This window comes from Gemmatimonadota bacterium, from assembly GCA_009692115.1.
GTDB lineage: Bacteria > Gemmatimonadota > Gemmatimonadetes > Gemmatimonadales > GWC2-71-9 > SHZU01.
Window position 1 is genome coordinate 489431 of sequence record SHZU01000001.1, and the last position, 22062, is coordinate 511492.

20 protein-coding genes and 2 tRNA genes are annotated in these 22062 nt (G+C 65.6%); 12 read left to right on the forward strand and 10 right to left on the reverse strand.

The annotated features are described in order from the left end of the window. The first annotated feature begins 49 nt into the window (after positions 1 to 49). The 6 genes from EXR94_02340 (at position 50) to EXR94_02365 (ending at position 9332) form a co-directional block, all read left to right on the forward strand. The gene (locus EXR94_02340; GenBank protein MSR01570.1) at positions 50 to 2194 is read left to right on the forward strand and encodes a S9 family peptidase; all 2145 of its coding nucleotides are present in this window, start codon (positions 50 to 52) and stop codon (positions 2192 to 2194) included. Then, a complete protein-coding gene (locus EXR94_02345) occupies positions 2191 to 3588 on the forward strand; it encodes an MATE family efflux transporter (GenBank protein MSR01571.1) in 1398 nt (465 codons plus the stop codon). The genes EXR94_02340 and EXR94_02345 overlap by 4 nt, the downstream gene beginning before the upstream one ends. A gap of 3 nt (positions 3589 to 3591) precedes the next feature. Next, positions 3592 to 5139: a D-aminoacylase gene (locus EXR94_02350; protein MSR01572.1), complete on the forward strand. Its 1548-nt coding sequence runs from the start codon at positions 3592 to 3594 to the stop codon at positions 5137 to 5139. A gap of 63 nt (positions 5140 to 5202) precedes the next feature. Next, complete coding sequence (locus EXR94_02355) at positions 5203 to 5667, forward strand: (2Fe-2S)-binding protein (protein MSR01573.1); 465 nt, start codon at positions 5203 to 5205, stop codon at positions 5665 to 5667. Positions 5668 to 5676: 9 nt separating this feature from the next. Beyond that, positions 5677 to 7863, forward strand: coding sequence for a xanthine dehydrogenase family protein molybdopterin-binding subunit (locus tag EXR94_02360; GenBank protein MSR01574.1), 2187 nt, complete (start codon positions 5677 to 5679; stop codon positions 7861 to 7863). 8 nt (positions 7864 to 7871) lie between these two features. Further along, positions 7872 to 9332, forward strand: a complete 1461-nt coding sequence (locus EXR94_02365; GenBank protein ID MSR01575.1) for a D-glutamate deacylase — start codon at positions 7872 to 7874, stop codon at positions 9330 to 9332. A 45-nt stretch (positions 9333 to 9377) separates the two neighbouring features. On the opposite strand, the gene EXR94_02370 is transcribed toward EXR94_02365, so the two are convergent. Together EXR94_02370 and EXR94_02375 are read right to left on the reverse strand one after the other, a co-directional pair. Beyond that, positions 9378 to 10046: a hypothetical protein gene (locus EXR94_02370; GenBank protein MSR01576.1), complete on the reverse strand. Its 669-nt coding sequence runs from the start codon at positions 10044 to 10046 to the stop codon at positions 9378 to 9380. Further along, the gene (locus EXR94_02375; GenBank protein MSR01577.1) at positions 10043 to 10444 is read right to left on the reverse strand and encodes an RNA polymerase sigma factor; all 402 of its coding nucleotides are present in this window, start codon (positions 10442 to 10444) and stop codon (positions 10043 to 10045) included. The genes EXR94_02370 and EXR94_02375 overlap by 4 nt, the downstream gene beginning before the upstream one ends. Before the next feature lie 276 nt (positions 10445 to 10720). On the opposite strand from EXR94_02375, the gene EXR94_02380 reads away from it, so the two are divergent. From EXR94_02380 to EXR94_02390, 3 genes are read left to right on the forward strand one after another with little or no spacing between them, the layout of a single operon-like run. Then, the gene (locus tag EXR94_02380) at positions 10721 to 11947 is read left to right on the forward strand and encodes an efflux RND transporter periplasmic adaptor subunit (protein MSR01578.1); all 1227 of its coding nucleotides are present in this window, start codon (positions 10721 to 10723) and stop codon (positions 11945 to 11947) included. Between the two features lie 5 nt (positions 11948 to 11952). Further along, positions 11953 to 13170 carry an ABC transporter permease gene (locus EXR94_02385; GenBank protein MSR01579.1) on the forward strand — a complete coding sequence of 406 codons (1218 nt, stop codon included), beginning with the start codon at positions 11953 to 11955 and terminating at the stop codon, positions 13168 to 13170. After that, positions 13163 to 13876, forward strand: a complete 714-nt coding sequence (locus EXR94_02390) for an ABC transporter ATP-binding protein (GenBank protein MSR01580.1) — start codon at positions 13163 to 13165, stop codon at positions 13874 to 13876. The genes EXR94_02385 and EXR94_02390 overlap by 8 nt, the downstream gene beginning before the upstream one ends. On the opposite strand, the gene EXR94_02395 is transcribed toward EXR94_02390, so the two are convergent. The 3 genes from EXR94_02395 to EXR94_02405 form a co-directional block, all read right to left on the reverse strand. After that, on the reverse strand, positions 13834 to 14586 hold the full coding sequence (locus tag EXR94_02395; protein MSR01581.1) for a CDP-alcohol phosphatidyltransferase family protein: 753 nt from the start codon (positions 14584 to 14586) through the stop codon (positions 13834 to 13836). The genes EXR94_02390 and EXR94_02395 overlap by 43 nt on opposite strands. Positions 14587 to 14611: 25 nt before the next feature. Next, a tRNA-Gln gene (locus EXR94_02400) sits at positions 14612 to 14684 on the reverse strand. Between the two features lie 6 nt (positions 14685 to 14690). Next, positions 14691 to 14763 (reverse strand) — tRNA-Ala (locus EXR94_02405). Positions 14764 to 15199: 436 nt separating this feature from the next. Between EXR94_02405 and EXR94_02410 the strand changes: the two genes are divergently transcribed. After that, positions 15200 to 16603: a hypothetical protein gene (locus EXR94_02410; GenBank protein ID MSR01582.1), complete on the forward strand. Its 1404-nt coding sequence runs from the start codon at positions 15200 to 15202 to the stop codon at positions 16601 to 16603. A 72-nt stretch (positions 16604 to 16675) separates the two neighbouring features. Further along, positions 16676 to 17185, forward strand: a complete 510-nt coding sequence (locus tag EXR94_02415; protein ID MSR01583.1) for a hypothetical protein — start codon at positions 16676 to 16678, stop codon at positions 17183 to 17185. Positions 17186 to 17207: 22 nt separating this feature from the next. Here the strand turns inward: EXR94_02415 and rnz are convergent, their stop codons facing one another. The 5 genes from rnz to EXR94_02440 are packed head-to-tail and all read right to left on the reverse strand — an operon-like array spanning position 17208 to position 21237. Further along, positions 17208 to 18140, reverse strand: a complete 933-nt coding sequence (rnz, locus tag EXR94_02420) for a ribonuclease Z (GenBank protein MSR01584.1) — start codon at positions 18138 to 18140, stop codon at positions 17208 to 17210. A gap of 25 nt (positions 18141 to 18165) precedes the next feature. Beyond that, a complete protein-coding gene (locus tag EXR94_02425) occupies positions 18166 to 18744 on the reverse strand; it encodes a hypothetical protein (GenBank protein MSR01585.1) in 579 nt (192 codons plus the stop codon). A 42-nt stretch (positions 18745 to 18786) separates the two neighbouring features. Next, positions 18787 to 19674, reverse strand: a complete 888-nt coding sequence (locus EXR94_02430) for an MCE family protein (GenBank protein ID MSR01586.1) — start codon at positions 19672 to 19674, stop codon at positions 18787 to 18789. Positions 19675 to 19681: 7 nt separating this feature from the next. Then, positions 19682 to 20431, reverse strand: coding sequence for an ATP-binding cassette domain-containing protein (locus EXR94_02435; protein ID MSR01587.1), 750 nt, complete (start codon positions 20429 to 20431; stop codon positions 19682 to 19684). Then, positions 20431 to 21237: an ABC transporter permease gene (locus EXR94_02440; protein MSR01588.1), complete on the reverse strand. Its 807-nt coding sequence runs from the start codon at positions 21235 to 21237 to the stop codon at positions 20431 to 20433. The genes EXR94_02435 and EXR94_02440 overlap by 1 nt, the downstream gene beginning before the upstream one ends. A gap of 37 nt (positions 21238 to 21274) precedes the next feature. Here EXR94_02440 and EXR94_02445 point away from each other — a divergent pair, with 37 nt between their 5' ends. Next, entirely contained in the window at positions 21275 to 22024 is a 750-nt protein-coding gene (locus EXR94_02445) for an A/G-specific adenine glycosylase (protein ID MSR01589.1), read from the forward strand. Positions 22025 to 22062 lie beyond the last annotated feature (38 nt).

Genomic DNA, 22062 nt, shown 5'->3' on the forward strand with positions numbered 1-22062 from the left:
CCCAACGTCCGTATCTTCCTGACCCTGACCTCCTCGGAAATCCTCACCGATGCGCTCGTTTCTCCTTGCTTTTTTAGCCGTGACGGCGCCGTTGGCTGCCCAAGCGCCAACCGCCCTCACGGCCGAGGACTATGCTCGCGCCGAGCGCACCCTCGGCACGAAGCTGAACGCCCTGGTTTTCAAAGCCACCGTTCGTCCCACCTGGCTCGACGGCAACCGGTTCTGGTATCGGAACACCACGCCGACCGGAACCGAGTATGTCCTGGTGGACCCGGCCAAGAAGACCCGCATCATCGTCGCCGCGGCGCCGGGGGACACCACCCCGCCCGCCTGGACCCCAGGGCTCTCGCCCGATGGCAAGCGGCAGGCGTTTACCCGGGCCAACAACCTCTGGGTTCGCGACGTGGCCACCCAACGGGAGCGGCAACTGACCACCGACGGGATTCCCGACTTCGGGTATGCCACCGACAATGCCGGCTGGACTAAGAGCGACCGGCCGGTCGTGTCGTGGTCTCCCGACTCCAAGCGGATCGCCACGTTCCAGCACGACGCCCGCGGCACCAGCACCATGTACCTGGTCAACACCGCCGTCGGCCAGCCGAAACTCGAGGCCTGGAAATACCCGATGCCGGGCGACAGCGTAATCTTCCGAATCAGCCGGGTGATCATCGATGTGCAGACCAGCGCCGTCACCCGGCTCAGGATGCCGCCCGACCCGCATCGCTCCACCCTCTGCGATCATGTCGTTTGCCGCGGCACCGAATGGACCGACGTCGAGTGGTACCCGGACGGCTCAGCGCTGGCCTTCGTCTCGACCAGCCGAGATCACAAGCAGGCCAGCCTCCGGATCGGCGACCCCGTCACGGGGGACGTTCGCGACGTCCTCGAAGAACGAGTAGCCACCCAGTACGAATCCGGTTTCGGACGGGCCAACTGGCATGTCCTCCCGGCCACCAATGAAGTGATCTGGTTCTCGGAGCGCGACGACTGGGGCAATCTGTATCTCTACGACCTCACCACGGGGCAACTCAAACAGCAGATCACCCGCGGCCCGGGCCCGGTGCTCGAGCTGATCCGGATCGACGAGAAAGCCCGGATGCTCTACTACATCGCGACCGGCCGGGAGGTGGGCCGCGATCCCTATTACCACCATCTCTACCGGATCGGCTTCGACGGCAAGCGCCAGGAGTTGTTGACGCCCGAGAACGCCAACCACGACGTCACCCTGTCGCCGGACGGGCAGTTCTTCCTCGGCACGTGGTCCACCCCGACCACCGCGCCGGTCACGGTGCTCCGCGACGCGCGCGGCCGCTTGGTACTGGCGCTCGAAACCGCCGACATCTCGCGCCTCACCGCGTCCGGCTGGGTGCCCCCGATTCCGTTCACCGTGAAGGCCCGCGACGGACAAACCGACCTGTACGGTTTGATGTACCGGCCGCGGAGCTACGACTCGACCAAGCGCTACCCGGTCGTCAACTATCTCTACCCCGGGCCCCAATCAGGGAGCGTCGGCACCCGCTCGTTCCAAGCCTCCCGGGCCGACAAGCAGGCCATCGCGGAACTCGGCTTCATCGTCGTCGAAGTCGATGCGATGGGCACGCCGATGCGGTCGAAGTCTTTTCATGATGCCTACTACGGCAACATGGGCGACAACGGCCTGCCCGATCAGATCGAAATGATCAAGCAACTCGGACGCCGCTACCCGTCCATGAACCTCGACAAGGTCGGGATCTGGGGCCATTCCGGCGGGGGCTTTGCCGCGGCCGGGGGCATTCTCCGCTACCCCGACTTCTACAAAGTGGCGGTGTCGCAAGCCGGCAATCACGACAACCGGACCTACGAGGATGATTGGGGCGAGCGCTACCAAGGCCTGCTGACCAGGAACCCGGACGGGACCACGAATTACGACAACCAGGCCAACCAACTCTTGGCCAAGAACCTCAAGGGCAAGCTCTTGATCGCCCACGGCACCATGGACGACAACGTGCCGCCGAACAACACCGTGGCGCTCGCCGACGCCCTCATCAAAGCCGACAAGGATTTCGAGTTGATCATGATGCCGAACCGCCAGCACGGCTTCGGCAATGAGCCCTATATGATGCGGCGGCGCTGGGATTTCTTCGTCAAACACCTCCTCGGCGCCGAACCGCCCCAGGGATACACGATCGGCGCGTCGAGGAACCTGGTACCGTGACGGCCCCGAAGAAGCTCGATCGGTCCATTATCGAAGGACCGATCGGCGCGGCCGTCTGGAAGCTAGCGTGGCCGACCATGCTCCAAAACGTGATCGGCGGTCTCCAGGGGATGATCGACCATGCCATGGTCGGTCACTACGTCGGGTATGCCGGCAATGCCGCCATCGGCGTCTCCTGGCAGATCTTTCTGGTCGTGATGGTCTTCATCAGTTCGTTGTTCACGGGGATGGGTGTGCTGGTGGCCCGGTTCATCGGCGCCGGCGACGTCGCCAAGGCCAATCGCACGGCATACCAGGCATTTCTGACCTCGACCGTCATTTCCTTTGCCATCCTGGCGCCGTTAGGGTACTTCCTGGCTCCGAGCCTCCTCGAGTTCGTCCGGGCCACCCCGGCCGTTAGGGCCGAGGCCCTGCCCTACCTCCGGATCATGTTCGTCTTCAGCTTCGGGATGCTGACCTTCTTCATGCTTGGCGGCGCCCTCCGCTCCGCCGGCGATGCCAAGACGCCGCTCCAACTTGGCATTGCCCTCACGGTGTTGAACATCGTCTTCAACGTCATCTTGATCCGGGGGCTTGGACCGATCCCGGCGTTCGGCACCGCCGGCGCGGCGATGGGCACCGTCATCGCCGGTGGTCTGGTGGCCGTCTTCGCGTTCCAGCGGTTGATCAGCGGCAAGTGGGTGGTCGGATTCCCCCGGCATGAGGGATTCCGGCCGGATTGGACCATCATCCGGGCGCTCTTCAAGATCGGATTACCGACCGGCTTTCAGGGCGTGGCCATGAATGTCGGCGGGGTCTTGCTCCTCCGGTTCATCGGGTCGCTCGACCAGAGCGCCGAAGCCCAGGCGGCCTACGCCGTCGGGTACGGCCAGCTGTTCTCGCTGATAACCTGGACGTCGGTCGGGCTGATGGGGGCCACCGCCGCCGTGGTGGGCCAGAACATCGGGGCCAGGCAACCCGAGCGCGCCATCGCGGCGGTGCACGGCGCCGCGCGGATCGGACTGTCGGCGGCGGCCGTGCTGGCCGTGTTGTTCATCGCGATTCCCCGGGTCTTGCTCGGCGCCTTCGGCATGACCGATCCCGCGGCCGTGGCCATCGGGATCCGGCTGCTCCAGTTTCTGAGCGTCTCCGGGTTCTTCATTACGACGGCCCTGACCTACACCGGCGGTTTGCATGGGGCCGCGGATACCAAGAGCCCATGTTATATCTCAGTGGTGTCGCAGATCATCTTGCCCCTGGGCCTGCTGGCGGTCCTCGGGACGTTCCACAAACTCGAGCCATCCGACATTTGGATCGCGATCGTCATCGGCCACGCCACCCGATGCACCCTGTCGGTGCTGCGATTCCGCCAATCCCGGTGGCGATCCATCGCCGTCGACCTGACCACGAGGTAACCGATGCTCGCGGCCTTCGCGCTGTTCCTGCTCCAGACGTCGGACGTGTTGATCAAAGGCGGCACCATCATCGATGGTACCGGCGCCCCCCGCTACCGGGCCGACGTCGCGATCACCGGCGACCGGATTACCCGGATCGCGCCGGATCTCGATCCCGCCACGGCGAAAGTGGTGGTCAATGCCGCCGGATGGATCGTCGCGCCGGGGTTCATCGACAATCATGCCCATGTGGCCCCGACGATCGCCCAGTATCCGCTCCAGGAGAATTTCGTCCGCCAAGGGATTACGACCATCCTCGCGTCGCTCCACAGCACCGACCAGCCCTGGCCGCTCGGCCCCTACCTGGCCGGACTCCGGATGGCGCCTAACGTGGGGTTCTTTGCCGGACACACTTGGATTCGAAAGCAGGTGATGGGCCTCGCCAACCGGGCTCCCACGGCAGCCGAACTCGATTCGATGCGAGCCATGGTTGACCGTTCGATGGCGGAGGGGGCGCTCGGGCTGTCCACCGGCCTCGAATATGTCCCGGCGTTCTATTCGACCACCGACGAAGTCATCGCCCTCGCCAAGGTCGCGGCCAAGTGGGGCGGCCTCTACGTCACCCACGTCCGCGACGAGGGCCCCGGCGCCCTCGCGTCGATGGAGGAGGTGATCCGGATTGCCCGCGAGGCCAAGATTCCCGCCCAGATCAACCACCACAAAGTGTCGGGCGCGGCCCAGTTCGGACTCTCGAAGCAAACCCTCGCGATGGTCGACCGGGCTCGGGCCGAAGGCCTCGACGTGAAGATCGACGCCTATCCGTACACGGCCTTCAGCACCTACTCGGACATCATGTTCCCGGCGTGGTCGCTCGCCGGCGGGCCGGCCGAGTTTGCCCGGCGGATCGCCGATCCGGCCACCCGCGCCAGGATCGAGACCGAGATGAAGCGGATTTTCCCCGAGCAGGCCGGCGACGGGCCGAAGAGCCTCCAGTTCCGCACTCTCGAAAAACACCCCGAGTACAACGGCCGCACCCTCGCCGACTACCTCGTCGACAGGAAGCTCCCGCCGACGATCGAGGCGGCGATCCCCGTGCTGATCGATTTGCAGCTCGAGGGCAGCTTCGACGCGATCTATCACTCCATGGACGAGGCCGACGTGATTCGGATCCTGACCTACCCGGCGTCGATGCTCGAAACCGACGGCGACCCGGTCGGATTCGGCCAGGGGTTCCCTCACCCCCGGACCTACGGCTCCTTCCCGCGCTTGCTCGCTCGCTATGTTCGAGAACTCAAGGTCTTGACGCTCGAAGACGCGATTCGGAAAATGACCTCGGCCCCGGCCGACCAGATCAACCAACCCGACCGGGGCCGGATCAAGGCGGGGGCGTTCGCCGATATCGTCGTCTTCAATTCGGAAACGATCCAGGACCATGCCACCTTCACCGACCCTCATCGGTTCTCGTCCGGCATCGTGCACCTCTTCGTCAACGGCCGGCCGGTCATCCGCCGGGGCGCCCTGACCGGCGAACTCCCCGGCAGGCCCCTGACCGGGCCGGCCCGTCCGCGCTGAGCCCGCTCCCAAACGCCGCTAACCACAGTACTTTTCAACCGAACCCTACTCCGAGCGCCCACGATGGCCATCATGCTCAAGGTCAACGGCCAAACCCGGACCGTCGACGCCCCCCCCGACATGCCCCTGTTGTGGGTCCTTCGAGACCTCCTTGATCTGCCCGGAACCAAGTTCGGATGCGGGGTCGGCCAATGCGGCGCCTGCACCGTTCACCTGAAGGGTGTGGCGATCAAGTCGTGCTCGATCCCGGTGTCGGCGGTCAAGGGCGCGGAAGTGACCACCATCGAAGGATTGTCCAGCACCGGGACCCACCCGCTCCAGGAGGCGTGGCAGGAAATCGACGTCCCGCAGTGCGGGTACTGCCAGGCCGGCCAGATCATGACGGCCGCCGCCCTCCTCGCTACCAAGCCAAAGCCGACCGACGCCGACATTGACCAAGCCATGAACGGCAATCTGTGCCGGTGCGCGACCTACCTCCGAATCCGCAAAGCCATTCATCGAGCCGCCGGTACCGCGGCAGACCGGTAAGGCAACGCCATGACGACGACGCACACTCGCCGGAGCTTTCTCCGGGTGACCGCGCTGGCCGGCGGAGGACTGCTCCTCGGCTCCTACTACGAACCCCTGGCCCGGCGAAACCGGCGCGGCTCGGCGGAACTCTTCGAGCCGAACGCCTATATCCGGATCGCTGCCGACGGGGCGATCACGATCATCGCCAAGAACCCCGAAGTCGGCCAAGGCGTCAAAACGATGCTCCCGATGCTGATTGCCGAGGAGCTCGACGTCGACTGGAAGGGCATCCAAATCCAGCAAGCCGACGCCGACCAGGCGAAGTACGGCCGCCAGTTTGCCGGTGGCAGCACCGCCACGCCGCTCCACTACGACGAACTCCGCCGAGTGGGAGCCGCCGCCCGCCAGATGCTGGTCGCCGCGGCCGCCGCGACCTGGGCCGTGCCTGAATCCGAGTGCACGACCGCCTCGGCCACGGTCTCCCATGCGGCCAGCGGCCGGAAACTCGGGTACGGCGACCTGGTGGCCAAAGCCGCGACCCTGCCGGCCCCCGAGCTCAAGAGCGTTCGGCTCAAAGACCCGAAAACCTTCAAGCTGATCGGCACGTCAGTACCCGGGATCGACAACCCGAAGATCGTGTCGGGACAGCCCTTGTTCGGCATCGACGTCAAGGTTCCGGGCATGCTCTACGCGGTGTTCGCCAAGTGCCCGGTGTTTGCCGGCAAGGTGGCGAGTGCCAATCTCGACGTCGTCAAGAAACTCCCCGGCGTGCGGCACGCGTTCGTCGTCGACGGCGGTACCGCGCTGAGCGGTCTGCTTGGAGGGGTGGCCATCGTGGCCGACCACTGGTGGGCCGCCGAAAGCGCCCGGCGGAAGCTCGTGGTCACCTGGAATGAGGGCGCCACCGCGACCCAAACCTCCCAGGGTTTCGCGGCCACCGCGGCCCAGTTGAGCCGAGGGCCCGGGGCCAAGGTCCTGCAGAACGACGGCGATGTCGACGCTGCCTTTGCTGGCGCGGCCAAGGTCGTCGAAGCGGCCTACTTCTATCCCTTCATTGCCCACGCCCCCCTCGAACCCCAGAACTGCACCGCCCATTTCAGCGGCGGGAAGCTCGAGATCTGGGCCCCGACCCAGAACCCGCAGCCCGGCCGGGAGTTGGTCGCCACGACTCTCAGCATTCCCCAGACCGATATCACCATCCACATGACCCGGGGCGGCGGCGGCTTCGGTCGCCGGCTTGCCAACGACTATATGGTCGAAGCGGCCTGGATCGCGAAGGAAGTCGGCGCGCCGGTCAAGCTCCTCTGGACCCGCGAAGACGACATGAAGCACGACTTCTACCGTCCCGCCGGGTTCCATTTCCTGAAGGGCGGCGTCGACGCCGCCGGCAAGCTGACCGCGTGGAAGAACCACTTCGTGACCTTCGGCGAAGGCGACCGGCTGGCCAGCAGCGCCGGACTCGCCCCGACGGAGTTTCCGTCCCGGTTCGTCCCGAACTTCCGGCTCGAACAGTCGCTGATGCCGCTCGGGGTTCCCACCGGGCCGCTCCGGGCCCCGGGCAGCAATGCGCTGGCCTTCGTGTTCCATTCGTTCATCGACGAGTTGGCTCACGCCTCGGGCCAAGACCCGGTCCAGTTCCGGTTGGACTTGCTGGGCCCGCCCCGGATGGTTGGAGGCGCCCAGGGGGGATATGACGCGGCCCGGATGCGCGGAGTCCTGGAGCTGGTCGCTCTGAAGTCAGGCTGGGGCAAGCGGACGGCGGCGAAGGGCACCGGCATGGGCGTCGCGTTCCACTTCAGCCACCGCGGGTATTTCGCCGAAGTCGTTGAAGTCGCCATGTCGGCCGCGGACACCTTCCGGATCACCAAGGTCTGGGTCGGCGCCGACGTCGGGAGCCAGATCATCAATCCGAGCGGGGCCTTGAACCAGGTCGAAGGTTCGGTACTCGACGGAATCAGCGAGGCGTTAGGCCAGGAGATCACCATTGACCGCGGCCGGGCCAAGCAGAACAACTTCTACGACTTCCCGCTCCTCCGGCTGGTCCAAGCCCCGCCGGTCGAGGTCCATTTCAAGCTGACCGACAACTCGCCCACCGGCATGGGCGAGCCGGCCTTGCCCCCGGTGGTTCCGGCGCTCTGCAACGCCATCTTCGCGGCCTCCGGACGAAGAGTCCGGAGCCTGCCACTCTCGAAAGAAGGTCTCAAATGGGGATGATGAACCGGCTGGCCCGAGCCACGTTTCTGGCGCTCGCCGCCCTGGCCATGGCCTGCGCCAAACCGCCGACCTACGATCTGGTGCTCCAAGGCGGGCGGGTCATGGACCCGGCATCCGGACTCGACTCGGTACGAAGCATCGGGATCACCGCCGGCAAGATTGCCGCGATGTCCGCGGAGCCGCTCAAGGGCACCGAGGTGATTGATGTGTCGGGACAGGTCGTGTCACCCGGGTTCATCGATCTCCACGCCCACGGCCAAACCACGAGCGACATGGAACTCCAGGCCCAGGACGGGGTGACCACCGCCCTCGAGCTCGAGGTCGGGGTCTATCCGGTCGATCCCTGGTATCGCTCCCGGGAGGGCAAGTCACCGCTCAACTTCGGCGCCACCGTGAGCCACATTGCCGCCCGGTTCTTCGTGTTCCACGGGATCGAGGTCGGCCATTGGCCCGTCAACCGAGCCAACGTCGCCAAACTGGGCGCCATGCCGGCCGGCGCGAACGAGCCGGCATCCGACGCCCAGACCGAGCAACTCGGCGGCGCGATCCGGCAAGGACTCGCCGACGGGGCGCTCGGCGTCGGATTCGGCATCAACTACTCGCCGGGGGCCACTCCCGCCGAGATCGAGGCCATGTTCGCGGTGGCTGCTGAAAAGAAGGTGCCGGTCTTCGTCCACACCCGGGCCTTCGGGATCGGCGCGATCCGGGAAGCAATCGGAGCCGCGAAGAAGACCGGCGCCTCGCTCCACATCGTGCACATCGGAAGCAGTGCCAGCCGGGACCTCCCGGCGGCACTGGCGTTGATCGACTCGGCGCGGGCCGCGGGGCAGGATTTGACCACCGAGGTCTATCCCTACACCGCGGCGTCGACGATGCTCGAATCGGCCCTCTTCAACCCGGGATGGCAACAGAACCTCGGAATCGACTATCCGGATCTTGGCTGGGCCGCCACCGGCGAGCGGCTGACCAAGGCAACCTTCGATAAGTATCGGAAAGAGGGCGGCTGGGTCATCATCTACATGATGAAGGACGAGTTCATCGAGAAAGCCATCGCGCACCCCGGTGTCATGATCGCGAGCGACGGCGTACCCTTCGTCAACGGCACCGGCCACCCCCGCGGCGCCGGCACGTTCGCGCGGGTGCTCGGCCACTATGTCCGGGAAAAGAAGACCATCGGCCTGATGGACGCGCTCGCCAAGATGACGATCCTCCCGGCCCGGCGCGTGGAGGGCATCGCCCCGGCCATGCGCACCAAAGGCCGGATCGCCATCGACGCCGACGCCGACATCACCGTTTTTGATCCGGCCACGGTCATTGACCGCGCCACGTTTGAAAAGCCGACCCAAGGTTCGACCGGCATTTCCAACGTGATCGTCGGTGGCACGTTCGTCGTCAAAGGCGGCCAACTCGTGAAGGGCGCCATGCCCGGGCGCCCGATCCGAACCGGCACCAGGGACAGTACTCCCTAGTTTTAAGGCTTAGCCTTCACCACTTCGCTGATCTGCAGCTCTCCGTCACCAATCGTGACGGAGACACGCTCCCCCGCCGCAGCGCCCGGTGGAATCCACTCGAAAGCCATGTCGCCGTCCATCGTTTCCTCGGGATGGGCACCGGCGGGCAGGTTCTTGGCATAGAAGGCGGCCACCTCCTCCACCGGATCCTTGATGCCAAAGAACCACGACTTGCTGGTGAAGGTGACCGGTCCGCCGATGTCGTCGTAATAGTTCCCGCCGGTCGTTTCTTGGAACTCGGCACCGTAGTACACTGGAACCGGCGCGGCGTAGACCGAGTTTTTCATCGGACTCTGGTCCGGATCGAGCCCAGCCTCCTTCGAATCGGCGTTTCGGCTCATCACGATCAACCCGGCCAATCCCGCAACACCCACCAACATGCCCCGCTGCATCCACGACATAACGGTCCTCCCCCGAAGACAGACCGCATTGACGTCCGAAGCGGGGGCTGAAAATGCAAGAGGCGGACCGACCCGCTGGAGAACGACCAACGGTTGGCCCGCCCACTGGAAAGCATAATTCACGATGAGTTAGGAAGGCTACGCTCCGGCAAAGACGTACCCGGCACCCCGCACACCCGGCAGCGTGCTCGGTCAGCACCAGCGACTTGGCCGGATCGAGCGTGCCGGCCAGGTGACGGTCCAGACGATCGCGTACGCCATCACAGGTCATCGATCGAGCGCCTCGCGAAGAAGTCGTCGAGCCCGGAACAGCTGGGCCTTGGAAGTGCCCACGGCGGTCCCGGCGAGCTCCGCGATTTCGGCATGCTGGTAGCCCTCCACGTCGTGGAGCACGAATACGGTCAGGGCGCCCGGCGGAAGGCCCGCAATGGCCCAGTCAAGATCGAGATGGAGCCCTGGGGTCGCTGGCCTGGCTTCAGGTTCAAGGTCGATCAAGTCACCCTCGGGACTGATCCGGCGGGTCCGGCGCCAAGCGCTTCGGCGGGCGGGCGGTGAGGACCACGTTGACCGCCAGACCATGCAGCCACGTGGCAAAGCTGCTCTCGCCCCGGAAGCTGGCGAGCCGCCCCCACGTCCGAACGAATGCATCTTGAGTGAGTTGGTTGGCATGGCTCGGGTTGTCCGCCAGCCTTGTCACGAGGGCGTAGATCCAACCAACGTGGGTCCGATAGGCCTGCTCAAAGGCGGTCTCGTCCCCGCCCGCGGCCGCCGCGACCATCGGGTCGACCGGTCGCTCGGTTGCGTCGGATTCCACGCCAGAGGCGCGCGCCAAGGGAATCGGAATGACCCAGGAAGTCACGGGAGCTTGGATGCCGGCCAAGGGTCAAGGGTTGATCCGGGAACTTACCGCCTCCACTCGCTCGGCGGGGGCGCGCCCTTGGCGCTATCTTATCCGCTCCCGTGACCACACTCCTTCGAAAACTCACCTCCCGACGAACCCTCCTCGCCGTCGGTGCCCTCCTCCTGGCCTGGTGGGCTTGGTCCCGGATCAGACCGACCGCCCTGGAGACGGTTCTCGTGGAACGGCGCGAGCTCGTCCAATCGGTGGTCGCCACCGGCCGAGTCCGGAGTCTGTCTACCGCGCGTCTGGGTTCCGCGGTCTCCGGCACCGTCAACCGGGTCGCGGTCCGGGAAGGCGACCGGGTCCGTCCCGGACAGGTCCTCCTCCAACTCGACGATGCCGAGGCCCGGGCGCAGCTGCTCCAGGCCGAGGCCGCTCGTCGCCAGGCCGAAGCCGGGCTAGCCGGTATCGGGGAGGTCCGAGCCCTGGTGGCCGCGGCCAACCTCCGCTCGGCAGAAGTGGCCTTTCAGAAGGCCGAACTCGACTATCAGAGGACCCAACGGCTCGTGGCCGCAGGCGCCACGTCGACCGAGCAGCTCGACCTCGCCAATCAGGTCCTCGCCGCCGCCCGCAGTCAGCGGGATATCGCCATGGCCCAGACAGACGCTACCGCCGGCGGCGGATCGGAGCGTCGGGGGTCGGAAGCGACGCTCGCGGAGGCAGTGGCCGCCGTTGCCCTGGCCCGAGCCCGGCTCGCCAACACCCGGATCACCGCGCCGGGTGCCGGCCGGGTCCTGACCCGCGACGTCGAGCCGGGCGATGCGATCCAGTCGGGTCGGGTGGTCCTGACGTTGGCGCTCGACGGAACCACCCAACTGGTGGCGGTGCCCGATGAAAAAGACGTCGCCCGGCTTCGCGAAGGCCAGCCGGCCACGGCTTCGGCCGAGGCATTCCCCGAACAGACCTTCGCCGCCCGGGTGGTGTACGTGGCCCCGGCCATCGATCCGGAACAGGGCACGGTCGAAATCCGGCTCGATGTCGACAGTGTGCCGGCCTACCTCCGGCCGGACATGACGGTGTCGGTCCAGGTCGAAACCGCCCGCCGGCCCAATGCCCTGGTCCTCCCGTCGAGCGCCATTCGTGACTTGGTCACCCCGGCGCCGTGGGTCATGGTCATCCGGGACGGCCTGGTGGTTCGCCTGCCGGTCACGTTAGGCATCCGGAGCGAGCAGTCGGCTGAAATTCTGACGGGCCCAGCCGAGGGCGACCGGGTCGTCGGCGCCGGCGCCCGGAGCGCCGTTGTCGGGATGCGGGCCCGGCCCAAGGCCTGACCGGCATGAAGTTCGAGTGGTTCGTCGCGCTCCGGTTCCTCCGGGAGGGCCGCACCCAGACCGCCCTGATCCTGACCGGAGTGGCCGTCGGGGTCGCCACGATCGTGTTCCTGTCGGCCCTGATCAACGGCCTCCAGGAGAGCATCATTTCGAGGACGTTGGGCAATCAGGCTCACATCGTGGTCCGGCCGCTCGAGGAGATTCCCCGGCCGGTCGGTCTCGACTCCGTCGACGGCGCCGATGCCCGGATCATCCGACCCCCGCAGCGGATCCGGTCGGTCCGCCAATGGCAGCAAGTGGCCGCGATCATCGCCGCGACCCCGGGGGTGGTTGCCGTGGCGCCGACGGTCAATGGGCCGGCCTTCGCGCTCCGCGGCAACGGCACCAAGGCCGTCGCAATCCGCGGTCTCGATCCGGAAGCGTACTCCGCCATCGTCGACCTGAAAGCCCGCCTCGTCGACGGCACCTTGTCGATCAATGGTTTTCAAGCGGTGATCGGGGTCGAACTGGCCCGGGCCCTCGGCGTCACCATCGGCGACAAACTCCGCCTCCTGGTCGGATCCGGAACGACCGCCATCTACACGGTGGTCGGCACCATCGACATCGGCAACAAGGATCTCAACGAACGATGGGTCCTGGTCCCGCTCCGCGCCGCCCAGACTCTGTTCGGCCTCGATGGCGGGGTCTCCACCATCGAGGTCAAGGTCGATCAGATCTTCGAGGCCGAGCCGATCGCCAAGGCCATCGGCCAGCAAACCGGGCTGCTCTCGGAAAGCTGGATGAGCAGCAACTCCCAACTCCTGGTCGGCCTCCGGTCGCAAAGCGCCTCGAGCAACATGATCCAGACCTTCGTGATCCTGGCCGTGGCGCTCGGCATCGCCAGCGTGCTCGCAGTGACGGTGGTCCAGAAGTCGAAGGAGATCGGCATCATGATGGCCTACGGGACGACCCGGGCAAAGATCCTCCGGATCTTCCTGTTTCAGGGTGGCCTGGTCGGCCTCTTGGGATCGGTGGCCGGCGTCCTGCTCGGCATCGGCCTCGGCGCGTTCTTCGCGAGTCTGGTCAAGAATCCCGATGGGAGCGCCACCTTCCCCGTCGAACTCAAGCTGGGCCTCTACCTTCGGGCGTCGGCCACCGCCACCATCACGGCCCTGCTCGCCGCCTACCTCCCGGCCCGGCGCGCCTCTCGCCTCGACCCCGCCGTCACGATCCGCAATGCCTGATCCGATTCTGGCGCTCGAGGGCCTGACTAAAGACTACGGCTCCGTCGTCATCACCCGGGCCCTCCGCGGGATTGACCTCGTAGTGGAGCGGGGCGAATTCGCGGCGCTGACCGGCCCGTCGGGGTCCGGCAAGAGCACCTTGCTCAACCTGATCGGGCTGCTCGACCAGCCGACCGCTGGCCGCCTGGTCATGGCGGGTACCGATACCGGAACGCTCGACCCCAATGGCCTGGCCCGGTTTAGAGGCCAGACCATCGGCTTCGTGTTTCAGTTCCACCATTTGTTGCCGGCCTTCACGGCGGTTGAAAATGTGATGTTGCCGGGTTTCGCGCAGACCGGTTCCATGGGTGCCGAACTCCGGCAAACCGCCGAGCGCCTGCTCGATGACGTCGGCCTGGCGGACAAGCGGAATTCCCCGCCGGCCCAACTCTCGGGGGGGCAACAACAGCGGGTTGCGATTGCCCGGGCCTTGGCCCTCTCGCCCGCCCTGGTCTTGGCCGACGAACCCACCGGCAATCTCGACCAGGAATCGGGCGAGCAAGTCCTCAAGCTGCTCCGCCGGCTCAACCAGGAGCGAGGGATCACCTGCATCATCGTCACCCACGACGACCGGTTGGCGGCCCAGTGCGACCGAACCATCCATCTCGTCGACGGCCTCGTCGACTACGACCGCCGCAACTCACCCCCGGGCCTGACGCCCCAGTAATGCCGGATGGCGTGCCCAATGACCGGCGCGCCGCGGAACCAGCAGAAGACCACCGCCGCCCAAGCGGTCACCTGGAACACCGCAACCATCCCGGGAACTCCGCCCAAAGCCTGGGCCAGCGCCAACCCGCAGAAGGTCGTGGTCTTCGTGATGGTGTAGCCGATCCGCATAAACGGCGAGGTCACCAAAAAGCGCCCGAGCGGAGTCTGGTGTCCAGCAAACGGCGCGGTACCCTGCCCGACCCAAAGAGATCGAAACGCGTCGGTCAGGATGGTCCGGGCGATCACCAAGAGCGGGATCGCCAATGGAATCATCCCGAGGTCGGTAAAGCAGAGCCAGAGGACCAACTCGTAGGTCCGGTCGGCCGCGATATCGAGGACGCCTCCGAAGAGACTGGTCTGCCCGGTCTTTCGGGCCAGCACGCCATCCACGGTGTCGAGGGTCAGCCTGACGAACAACAGGGCCACCGCGGCCAGCCGAATCGGCGGCGACCCAAAGTAGAACACCAGCACGTTGACCAGCAGCAGCGGAAACCGCGACAGGGTAATCCAGTTGGGGAGCACGGGACGCCTCGGGGTGAGAGAACCACCCGGAAGTACGCCCGTACCAGTGACCTTGGCGTGACCCGGAAGCCAGCGTTGGAAGTTGCCCCTCCTGGGCTCGACCCCGCCGCGCCAGCGAGGGAACGGGCCCGGAGGGGAAACGAACAAAGCCGCCTCGCGGCGGCTTTGGAAGTTGCCCCTCCTGGGCTCGAACCAGGACTCTTCTGATCCAGAGTCAGACGTGTTGCCAGTTACACCAAGGGGCAATGATGTGGAGCGGAGGGGGATCGAACCCCTGACCTCTGCAGTGCGATTGCAGCGCTCTCCCAACTGAGCTACCGCCCCGGACAGGCGACTAAGCTAGTGACCTCGCCCGAACCCGTCAACCGGGGATCAGCCCCGACCGGCATCTCTATCTCATTGTCTGACAATGCGATAGAAACATTAAGTAGGCTGAAGGGGCAAAAAAACGAGCGGTGAGTGGGAACCGGTTCGGGGGGAACTTAGTCCTATAGCCCCGTCCCTAGCTCTCCCCTCACCGCTGCTCTTGGAATGCAACTACCTCCATAGCAATTGTTGGGCCCCAATCGACGTCTGGTTGGCAAAACAATACCCATCATACATTTATATGGACTCCACCCACCGCCCATCGACTCGACACCATCCGGCGATCCGGCAGGAATGCCACGAACTAGGCATGGACCGCCAGAATGGCCCTCGGCCCACGACCCCAGCTGCCGGGTAGCGCTTCGGCCGCGCTCAGGGATAACATGCCGTCACTATGGTTGACTCGCTCCGAATTCACGCCGCCGAAGAGCCCGGTCCCCGCCGCGCCGGCGAGTTCGTGCTCTACTGGATGCAGGGCGTCACGATGCGTTCCCGGGCCAACTTCGCCCTCAACTTCGCGATCGAGCAAGCCAACCAACTCGGCCTCCCGATCTTGGTGTACCAAGGCCTCCGGCACGACTATCCGTGGGCCAGCGACCGGTTTCACACCTTCATCCTCGAATCGGCCATCGATCTCTATCATGGCTTCGCCGAACGGGGCATCCGGTACGCGTTCTACCTCGAAACCCAAACCGAACAGGCCCGCCGCACCCACTCCGAATCACCGCTCACGGCCTTGGGCCGCCGGGCCGCGCTCGTGGTGACCGACTTCTTCCCGACGTTCATTCAGCCGCGCCAGTTGAAGCGGCTCCGCGACCGACTCGACGCACCCGTGGTGGCCGTTGATTCCGCCACCGTGGTCCCGCTCCAGTTCCATTCCAAAGAATACCTGGTGGCCCGATCGATTCGGCCGGTGTTGATGGAGGCCCTGCCCCACCATCTCTACCCGGTCGAGAATCCCGACCCCCTCATTCGCCGCCCGATCGAGATTCCGTTCGACGAGCCCTTAAACGGAAACAGCACCACCCAGGACATCCAGTCGTTGGTGGCGAGCTGTGACATCGACCACGCCGTCGGGCCGGCGTCGGCAACTCCCGGGGGCGAACGCGCCGCCCGAGCCCGGCTCCACGATTTCGTCACTCACGGACTGCCCCGCTACGACCAGCGGGGCGACCCGAATGTCGAGGCCACGAGCCGGCTGTCCGCTCACCTTCATTTCGGTACCATCAGCATCCAGGAAGTGCTGCTCACCGCCAGACAAGCCGGCCCCGGCAGCCAATACGCCACGTTTCTCGATCAGGCCCTCACCTGGCGCGAACTGGCGCACAACCTCGTCTTCCGGAACCCCAAACACCGCACCCTGGCCGTGGTTCCCAACTGGGCCCGAAAGGAATTGGACGACCACTCCGAAGACCCCCGACCCGCCCTCTACTCGGACCGAGACCTCGAGGCGGGCCGGACTCACGACGAGTTGTGGAATGCGGCGGAGCGTTCCCTGGTCCACCACGGGGAGATCCACAACTATGTCCGAATGCTCTGGGGCAAGTCAGTCCTGATGTGGACGAAGGACGCCGCCGCCGCACTCCGAATTCTCGAACACCTGAATCACAAGTACGCGCTCGACGGCCGGGACCCGAGTTCCTACGGCGGGATTCTTTGGTGTTTCGGGAAGTACGACCGTCCGTTCTACCGCCGGCCGATCTTCGGCACGGTTCGGTATATGAGCCTGACGGCAGCGGCCAAGAAATTCGATGTCCCGGCCTATGTGGCCCGGTTTGCGGCGCCCGGAGCCAAATAGCGGACGTTTCGGTTATATAGTCGGAACCCGCCGGAGCTACTGTGTTCCCGCCTCCAACCGCGGGACACAACGATGATCTGGCATTCGGGCATCTGGACAGTAACCCTGTGGACCGCTGGGCGGATCCCGTCGTTCGTGGCATTCGGCACCAAGCGGGTCGACGCCAGCCTCTTGGGCCGCCTCGTCCTGGATCGGTGGCGGGACATCCCGACTCGTTTTCCCGAGCTGATTGTGGATGAGTTCGCGATTCTGCCGGACCGGTTCCGGGCTCTCGTCCACATCTCGAGCCTTCGGCGCCTGGAGCGAGCGGTCCTCTGGTTCAAGGCCACGATCGGCCGGGAAGCGCGGGTCACGGCACTCCCGTGTCCCAATCACCTTTGGGAGACCGGCGCCGAGCTGCAACCGGTGGCGGCGGCCGAAGAACTGGCGAGTTGGCGGCGCCGGATTCGAACCGGACGGGCCCTCGGTTTGTCGGGTCGGCTCCCCGACGACGACGGATGGTACCCAAACGGGCGCCCCCCGGTAGATTTCCGCCGCCTCGCTGCAGAAGGCTCCCTCAAGGGGACCGAGCGGCAAAGGTGACGGCCCTATTGAACCTGATCGGCTAGCCGGCGGAACCGCCCCGGTCCGGAAACGGCACGTCCACCGCCATGCCGTCACGGGCAATACTCACGGTCGGGAAGATCGCTCGGGCCTCGTCGATCAACTCGGGCGCCTCCCGGCTGTACCGGGCGCTGATATGGGTCAGCACCAGACGTTTGACGCCGGCATCGCGCGCCAATTCGGCCGCCTCCCCCGCAGTACTGTGCCCGGTTTCAATGGCCCGTTGGCGCTCGTCCGACCCGAAGGTTGCCTCGTGAATCAATAGATCGGCGCCCCGAGCCGCCTGCCTAACGCCCTGGCAGGGCCGGGTGTCGCCCGAGTAAACCACCGTCCGGCCCGGCCGGGGCGGCCCGACAATGGCATCCGGCGGCACGACCCGGCCGTCCGGCAGGGTCACCGGCATCCCCCGGTGCAATTGCCCCCAGAGAGGGCCCTCGGAAACCCCTAACGACTTGGCCACCTCGGGATCGAATCGGCCCAGCCGGTCGCGCTCCACGAGCGCATAGCCCACGGTGTCGATCCGATGCTCGGTTTCGAACACGGCGATGTCGTATTCTTTCCGCTTCAGCCGGTCACCCGGCTTCACTTCGATGATGTCCACCGGGAACTTGGTCCGCTCGACCCCGACGGAGAGGGCGTGCGTAATGATTCGCTGGGCGTGCTTCGGCCCGTAGAGGGTGACGCCATCTTTCCGGTCGAGCAGCCCCATGGTACGGAACAGGCCGATGACGCCAAGGAGGTGGTCGGAGTGATAGTGGGAGAAGAAGATTTCGGAAAAGCTGAACCCGACGCCGTAGCGCATCATCTGGCGTTGGGTGCCCTCGCCGCAGTCGAACAGCATCATTTCGCCCTCGCGCATCAGCGCCAGGCCGGAGACGTTGCGTTCGACGGTTGGACAGGCCGCGCCGGTCCCAAGGAAAGTGACCCCAAGCATCGCGGCAAATTAACCTCGGCGGGCGCTAGATCAGAACATCGACCTGCTGGGCAATGGCGGTGGGGCCGTTCTCGTTGAGGTAGATCCCCGACCGGGACAGCGTCGCCACGGTCTGGTTGGACCCATCGGTGAACCGGTACGGCGTCGCCACCGACCCGGTAAAGATCGCCCCGACCCCCCGGTTCGTCAGGGTGTCGGCCGTCAGGCCGGTGGCGCCCTGGTCGACCAAGGCCAAACGGCTGAAGATGCTATCGCCCTCGTCGATGAAGCCATTCCCGTCCTCATCGTACCCGGCCAACTCAGCGAACCCGTTGCCGCTCTGTCCCACCAGTGCCGTGGCGGCATCGATCCGACCGTCGCCGATCCGGGCCACCAGCCGGTCGATCCGGTCGGCCAACTTCTCGTTGTTGCCCTCCCCCGGGCGGCCCTCGAAGTACCGCTTCAGGAGCTTGGCCAACTTCTCGAGATCGTGATCCCAGCTCGCCCCGCGGACAAACGAGTCCTCGGCGGGTCGAACGGCCACGGTGAGCCACTCCCGAACCAAGTGGGCGGCCTCGAACCGATGGGCGCTGCTGAGCTGAATGTTCGACGCGACGATCTGCATGCCACGGAGTATCGGCGTGGCACGCGGAGGCTTGAGGGAGGTTTAGAACGCCTTGATTTGGATGGTGATCTTCCCGGGGTGTTTCTTGAGCTCGTCCACCAGCTCCTTGACGGAGGTGGCCACTTTGGTCAACTCCGCGTAGAGTGCGGTATCGGTGACGAACTTGCCAAGGGTGCCCTGGCCCCGATTGATCTTCTGGAGCAGGCTGTCGAACCGGGCCGCCGTCACCGCAAATTCGTGGCTGGTTGACGACAGGTTGGTCATCAGGGTATCGGTCATTCGGAGCGTGGTCGGCAGACTGGCGGCGGCCAGGGTTGAGTCGAGATGGGCCGTCAGGGTTTGGAGCTGCCGCATCGTGGCCGCGAGATCGCCCACGGGGCCGGATTTGGTATTGGTATAGACCCCCATCATTCGCTGCATTGCCGACAGGGTCGCATTCAAGTTGTCGGCCAGCTTCTGGTTGGCGATCTCGCTGAAACCGGTCATCGCCTCTTTCGCCTTGTCGCCTAACTCGGTGCCGAGCTCCATCAAACCCTGACCGACCACACCCTGAATCGTGGCCCCTGGGGGCAACGGCTCACTCGAATTGCCGGGGTGAAAAAGGATCAGGGCATCGCCCATCAGGCCGGCCGATCCGAGTTTGGCGGAGGCGTCGATTTTCGGCTGGACGATCGGCTTGACGCTCAGCGTGACGACGACCTTGCCGACGCCTTCGAAGTCGATCCGGTCGACCGAGCCGAGATTGACCCCCGACACCCGCACTGCGGAGCCCCGCTTGAGGGTGCCGACGTCAGCGAAGGCGACCCGGACCTGACTGCCGGAGCTGGAGAAGCTCCGACCCTTGAGCCACGTGGTCCCGGCCATGAACAGGCCGATCCCACCGAGGACCAGCAACCCAACCGTTACTTCTTGTTTGTGATGAAGATCCATAGTCCGCTCAGGCTGCCTCGTCGGTCTCGAAATCTCGTTCCAGGAATGCCCGCACCTCGGCAATGTTCGACGCCTTGAATTCCTCAGGCGTTCCTTGCAACACAATCCGGCCCTCACTCAGCAGCGCCACCCGATCGGCCACCCGGAAGGCGCCTCGCACGTCGTGCGTCACCATCACGCTCGTGATCCCGAGTTCACCGGCTAGCCGCTTGACCAGGCGGTCGATGATGTCCGAGTTGACCGGATCGAGCCCGGAGGTCGGTTCGTCATACAACAGGTACTTGGGCTGGCCGGCAATCGCCCGGGCAATCCCAACCCGCTTCCGCATCCCGCCGGACAGCTGGGCCGGGAACTTTCCCTGCGTCTCCGGGGCCAGGTTGACCAGCCGCAAGCACTCCCCAACCCTGGCCCGGCAGAACATCTCGTCGCTGTAGTGCTTCTGATCGACGATGCCGAGCCGGATGTTTTCGTAGACATTCATCGAGTCGAAGAGGGCGCCGTTCTGAAACACATACCCGATCCTCATCCGAAGCTCGGCCAGGTCATCGCGCCGAAGCAGGGCCACGTTCTTGCCGTCGACCAGGATCTGCCCGGCGTCCGGGTGGATCAGGCCGTTGATGTGCTTGAGCAGCACACTCTTCCCGGTACCCGACGGCCCCATCAGCGCAACCGTCTCGCCGTCGGCGACCGTGAAGTCGACGCCGCCGAGCACCACCTGCTCGCCGAACCGTTTCTTGATGCCCCGGAGCTCGATCATTAGTTGAGAAGCAGGCGCGCCAACGTGGCGTTCAGTAACAGGATGACCACCGAACTGGCCACGACCGCGGCCGTGGTGGCCCGACCCACGCCTTCAGCCCCCTGCTTGGTGTTGAATCCGACGTAGCACGAGATCAAGCTGATGGCGCCACCGAAAAAGAAGGCCTTGATGACCGAGTAGTACCCGTCGAAGGTCCGGTAGAAATACTGGGCGCCGTAGGCGAAATCCTCGTCGGTAACCGGCAGCACCCGCTTGACCGCGTACCACGCCACCACCACCGCCACCACATCGGCGATGACCACCAGAATCGGGACCATCAGGAAGCCCGCCAGGACCCGCGGAATGATCAGGTGCGACGCCGGCGAGCGGCCCAGGCTTTCCAGGGCATCGATTTGCTCGGTAACCCGCATCGTGCCGAGCTCGGCGGCGTAGCGGGCTCCAATCCGGCCGGCCAAGACCAGGCCAACCAGGACCGGCCCCAATTCCAACACGATGTTGGTGACGATCAGGGTACCCAAGACGTAGAGCGGCAGGCTGGTTTGCCACTGATAGCCGGATTGGAACGCCGTCACGGCCCCGGCAAACCCGGCAACCACCAGCACGATCAGCAGGCTTCCGACCCCGATATTGGCGCACTCGGTAACCGTCCGGGGGATCCAGACCCGCCACTCCCGAAACCCCCGGACGATCTCGGCGCACATGGCGCTGAACCGCCCGAGATGTGCCAGACCGGTAAGGACGACCCGGCCAACCAGCCGGGGAACCCCAAGCACCGCTGTTGCCATGGCTATATCTTGCCCCCCCATGCCATCGAAGTCCACCCTAACCGCCTTTCGGCGCCGGATCGTGGCCTGGTTCCAGAAGCACGGCCGAGACCTGCCGTGGCGCCAGACGAGAGACCCCTATCGGGTTCTGGTGTCCGAAATCATGCTCCAGCAGACCCAGGTCAGCCGGGTCGAGGGCTTCTACCACCGCTTCCTGGCGGAATACCCCGACCTCGGCACGTTGGCCGCAGCCACTCCGAGTATGGTGAGGGAAAGTTGGGAGGGACTCGGCTACTACCGCCGCGCCACCAACCTGCACCGGCTGGCCCAAACGGTCGTTACCGAGCGGGACGGGACCATCCCGAGCAACGTCGACCAACTGCGCGCGCTTCCAGGGGTCGGCCGGTACACCGCCGGAGCGGTGGCGAGCTTTGCCTTCGAACAAGCCGAACCCGCCGTCGACACCAACGTGGCCCGGGTCCTCAAACGAGCCTTTCACCCCCGAGCCGGCGCCACAGCCCGAGACCAACAAAAACTGTGGAGCACGGCTGCCGCCCTGGTTCCCCGCGCCGGCGCGACCGCCTGGGCCTTCAATCAAGGCCTCATGGAGCTCGGCGCCCTAGTATGCACCGCCCGCCAAGCCCACTGCCCAATCTGCCCCGTCAAACCCCTCTGCTCCACCGGCCGCCGAGTGCCGAGCGTCACGGCCTCCCCATCGCCCCGGCGTAAAGCGCCAGCAGGCCAAGCAACCCGGAAATCATCCCGAACCGGGCCTGCTTCTTCCGGAGCGCGTCGAACAACGCGGGCTGGGCCACCGGATCGACTCTGACGAGCTTGCCGGCGCCCGGCACCAGCACCAACAGGGTG

Excerpts from the sequence above, each read along its gene's own strand:
- EXR94_02430 (MSR01586.1), bottom strand. The coding sequence starts at position 19,674 with ATGGATCTTCATCACAAACAAGAAGTAACGGTTGGGTTGCTGGTCCTC.
- EXR94_02375 (MSR01577.1), bottom strand. The coding sequence starts at position 10,444 with ATGCCAACCAACTCACTCAAGATGCATTCGTTCGGACGTGGGGGCGGC.
- EXR94_02435 (MSR01587.1), bottom strand. The coding sequence starts at position 20,431 with ATGATCGAGCTCCGGGGCATCAAGAAACGGTTCGGCGAGCAGGTGGTG.
- EXR94_02410 (MSR01582.1), top strand. The coding sequence starts at position 15,200 with ATGGTTGACTCGCTCCGAATTCACGCCGCCGAAGAGCCCGGTCCCCGC.
- EXR94_02350 (MSR01572.1), top strand. The coding sequence starts at position 3,592 with ATGCTCGCGGCCTTCGCGCTGTTCCTGCTCCAGACGTCGGACGTGTTG.
- rnz (MSR01584.1), bottom strand. The coding sequence starts at position 18,140 with ATGCTTGGGGTCACTTTCCTTGGGACCGGCGCGGCCTGTCCAACCGTC.
- EXR94_02440 (MSR01588.1), bottom strand. The coding sequence starts at position 21,237 with ATGGGGGGGCAAGATATAGCCATGGCAACAGCGGTGCTTGGGGTTCCC.
- EXR94_02370 (MSR01576.1), bottom strand. The coding sequence starts at position 10,046 with ATGACCTGTGATGGCGTACGCGATCGTCTGGACCGTCACCTGGCCGGC.
- EXR94_02425 (MSR01585.1), bottom strand. The coding sequence starts at position 18,744 with ATGCAGATCGTCGCGTCGAACATTCAGCTCAGCAGCGCCCATCGGTTC.
- EXR94_02415 (MSR01583.1), top strand. The coding sequence starts at position 16,676 with ATGATCTGGCATTCGGGCATCTGGACAGTAACCCTGTGGACCGCTGGG.
- EXR94_02340 (MSR01570.1), top strand. The coding sequence starts at position 50 with ATGCGCTCGTTTCTCCTTGCTTTTTTAGCCGTGACGGCGCCGTTGGCT.
- EXR94_02360 (MSR01574.1), top strand. The coding sequence starts at position 5,677 with ATGACGACGACGCACACTCGCCGGAGCTTTCTCCGGGTGACCGCGCTG.
- EXR94_02390 (MSR01580.1), top strand. The coding sequence starts at position 13,163 with ATGCCTGATCCGATTCTGGCGCTCGAGGGCCTGACTAAAGACTACGGC.
- EXR94_02355 (MSR01573.1), top strand. The coding sequence starts at position 5,203 with ATGGCCATCATGCTCAAGGTCAACGGCCAAACCCGGACCGTCGACGCC.
- EXR94_02385 (MSR01579.1), top strand. The coding sequence starts at position 11,953 with ATGAAGTTCGAGTGGTTCGTCGCGCTCCGGTTCCTCCGGGAGGGCCGC.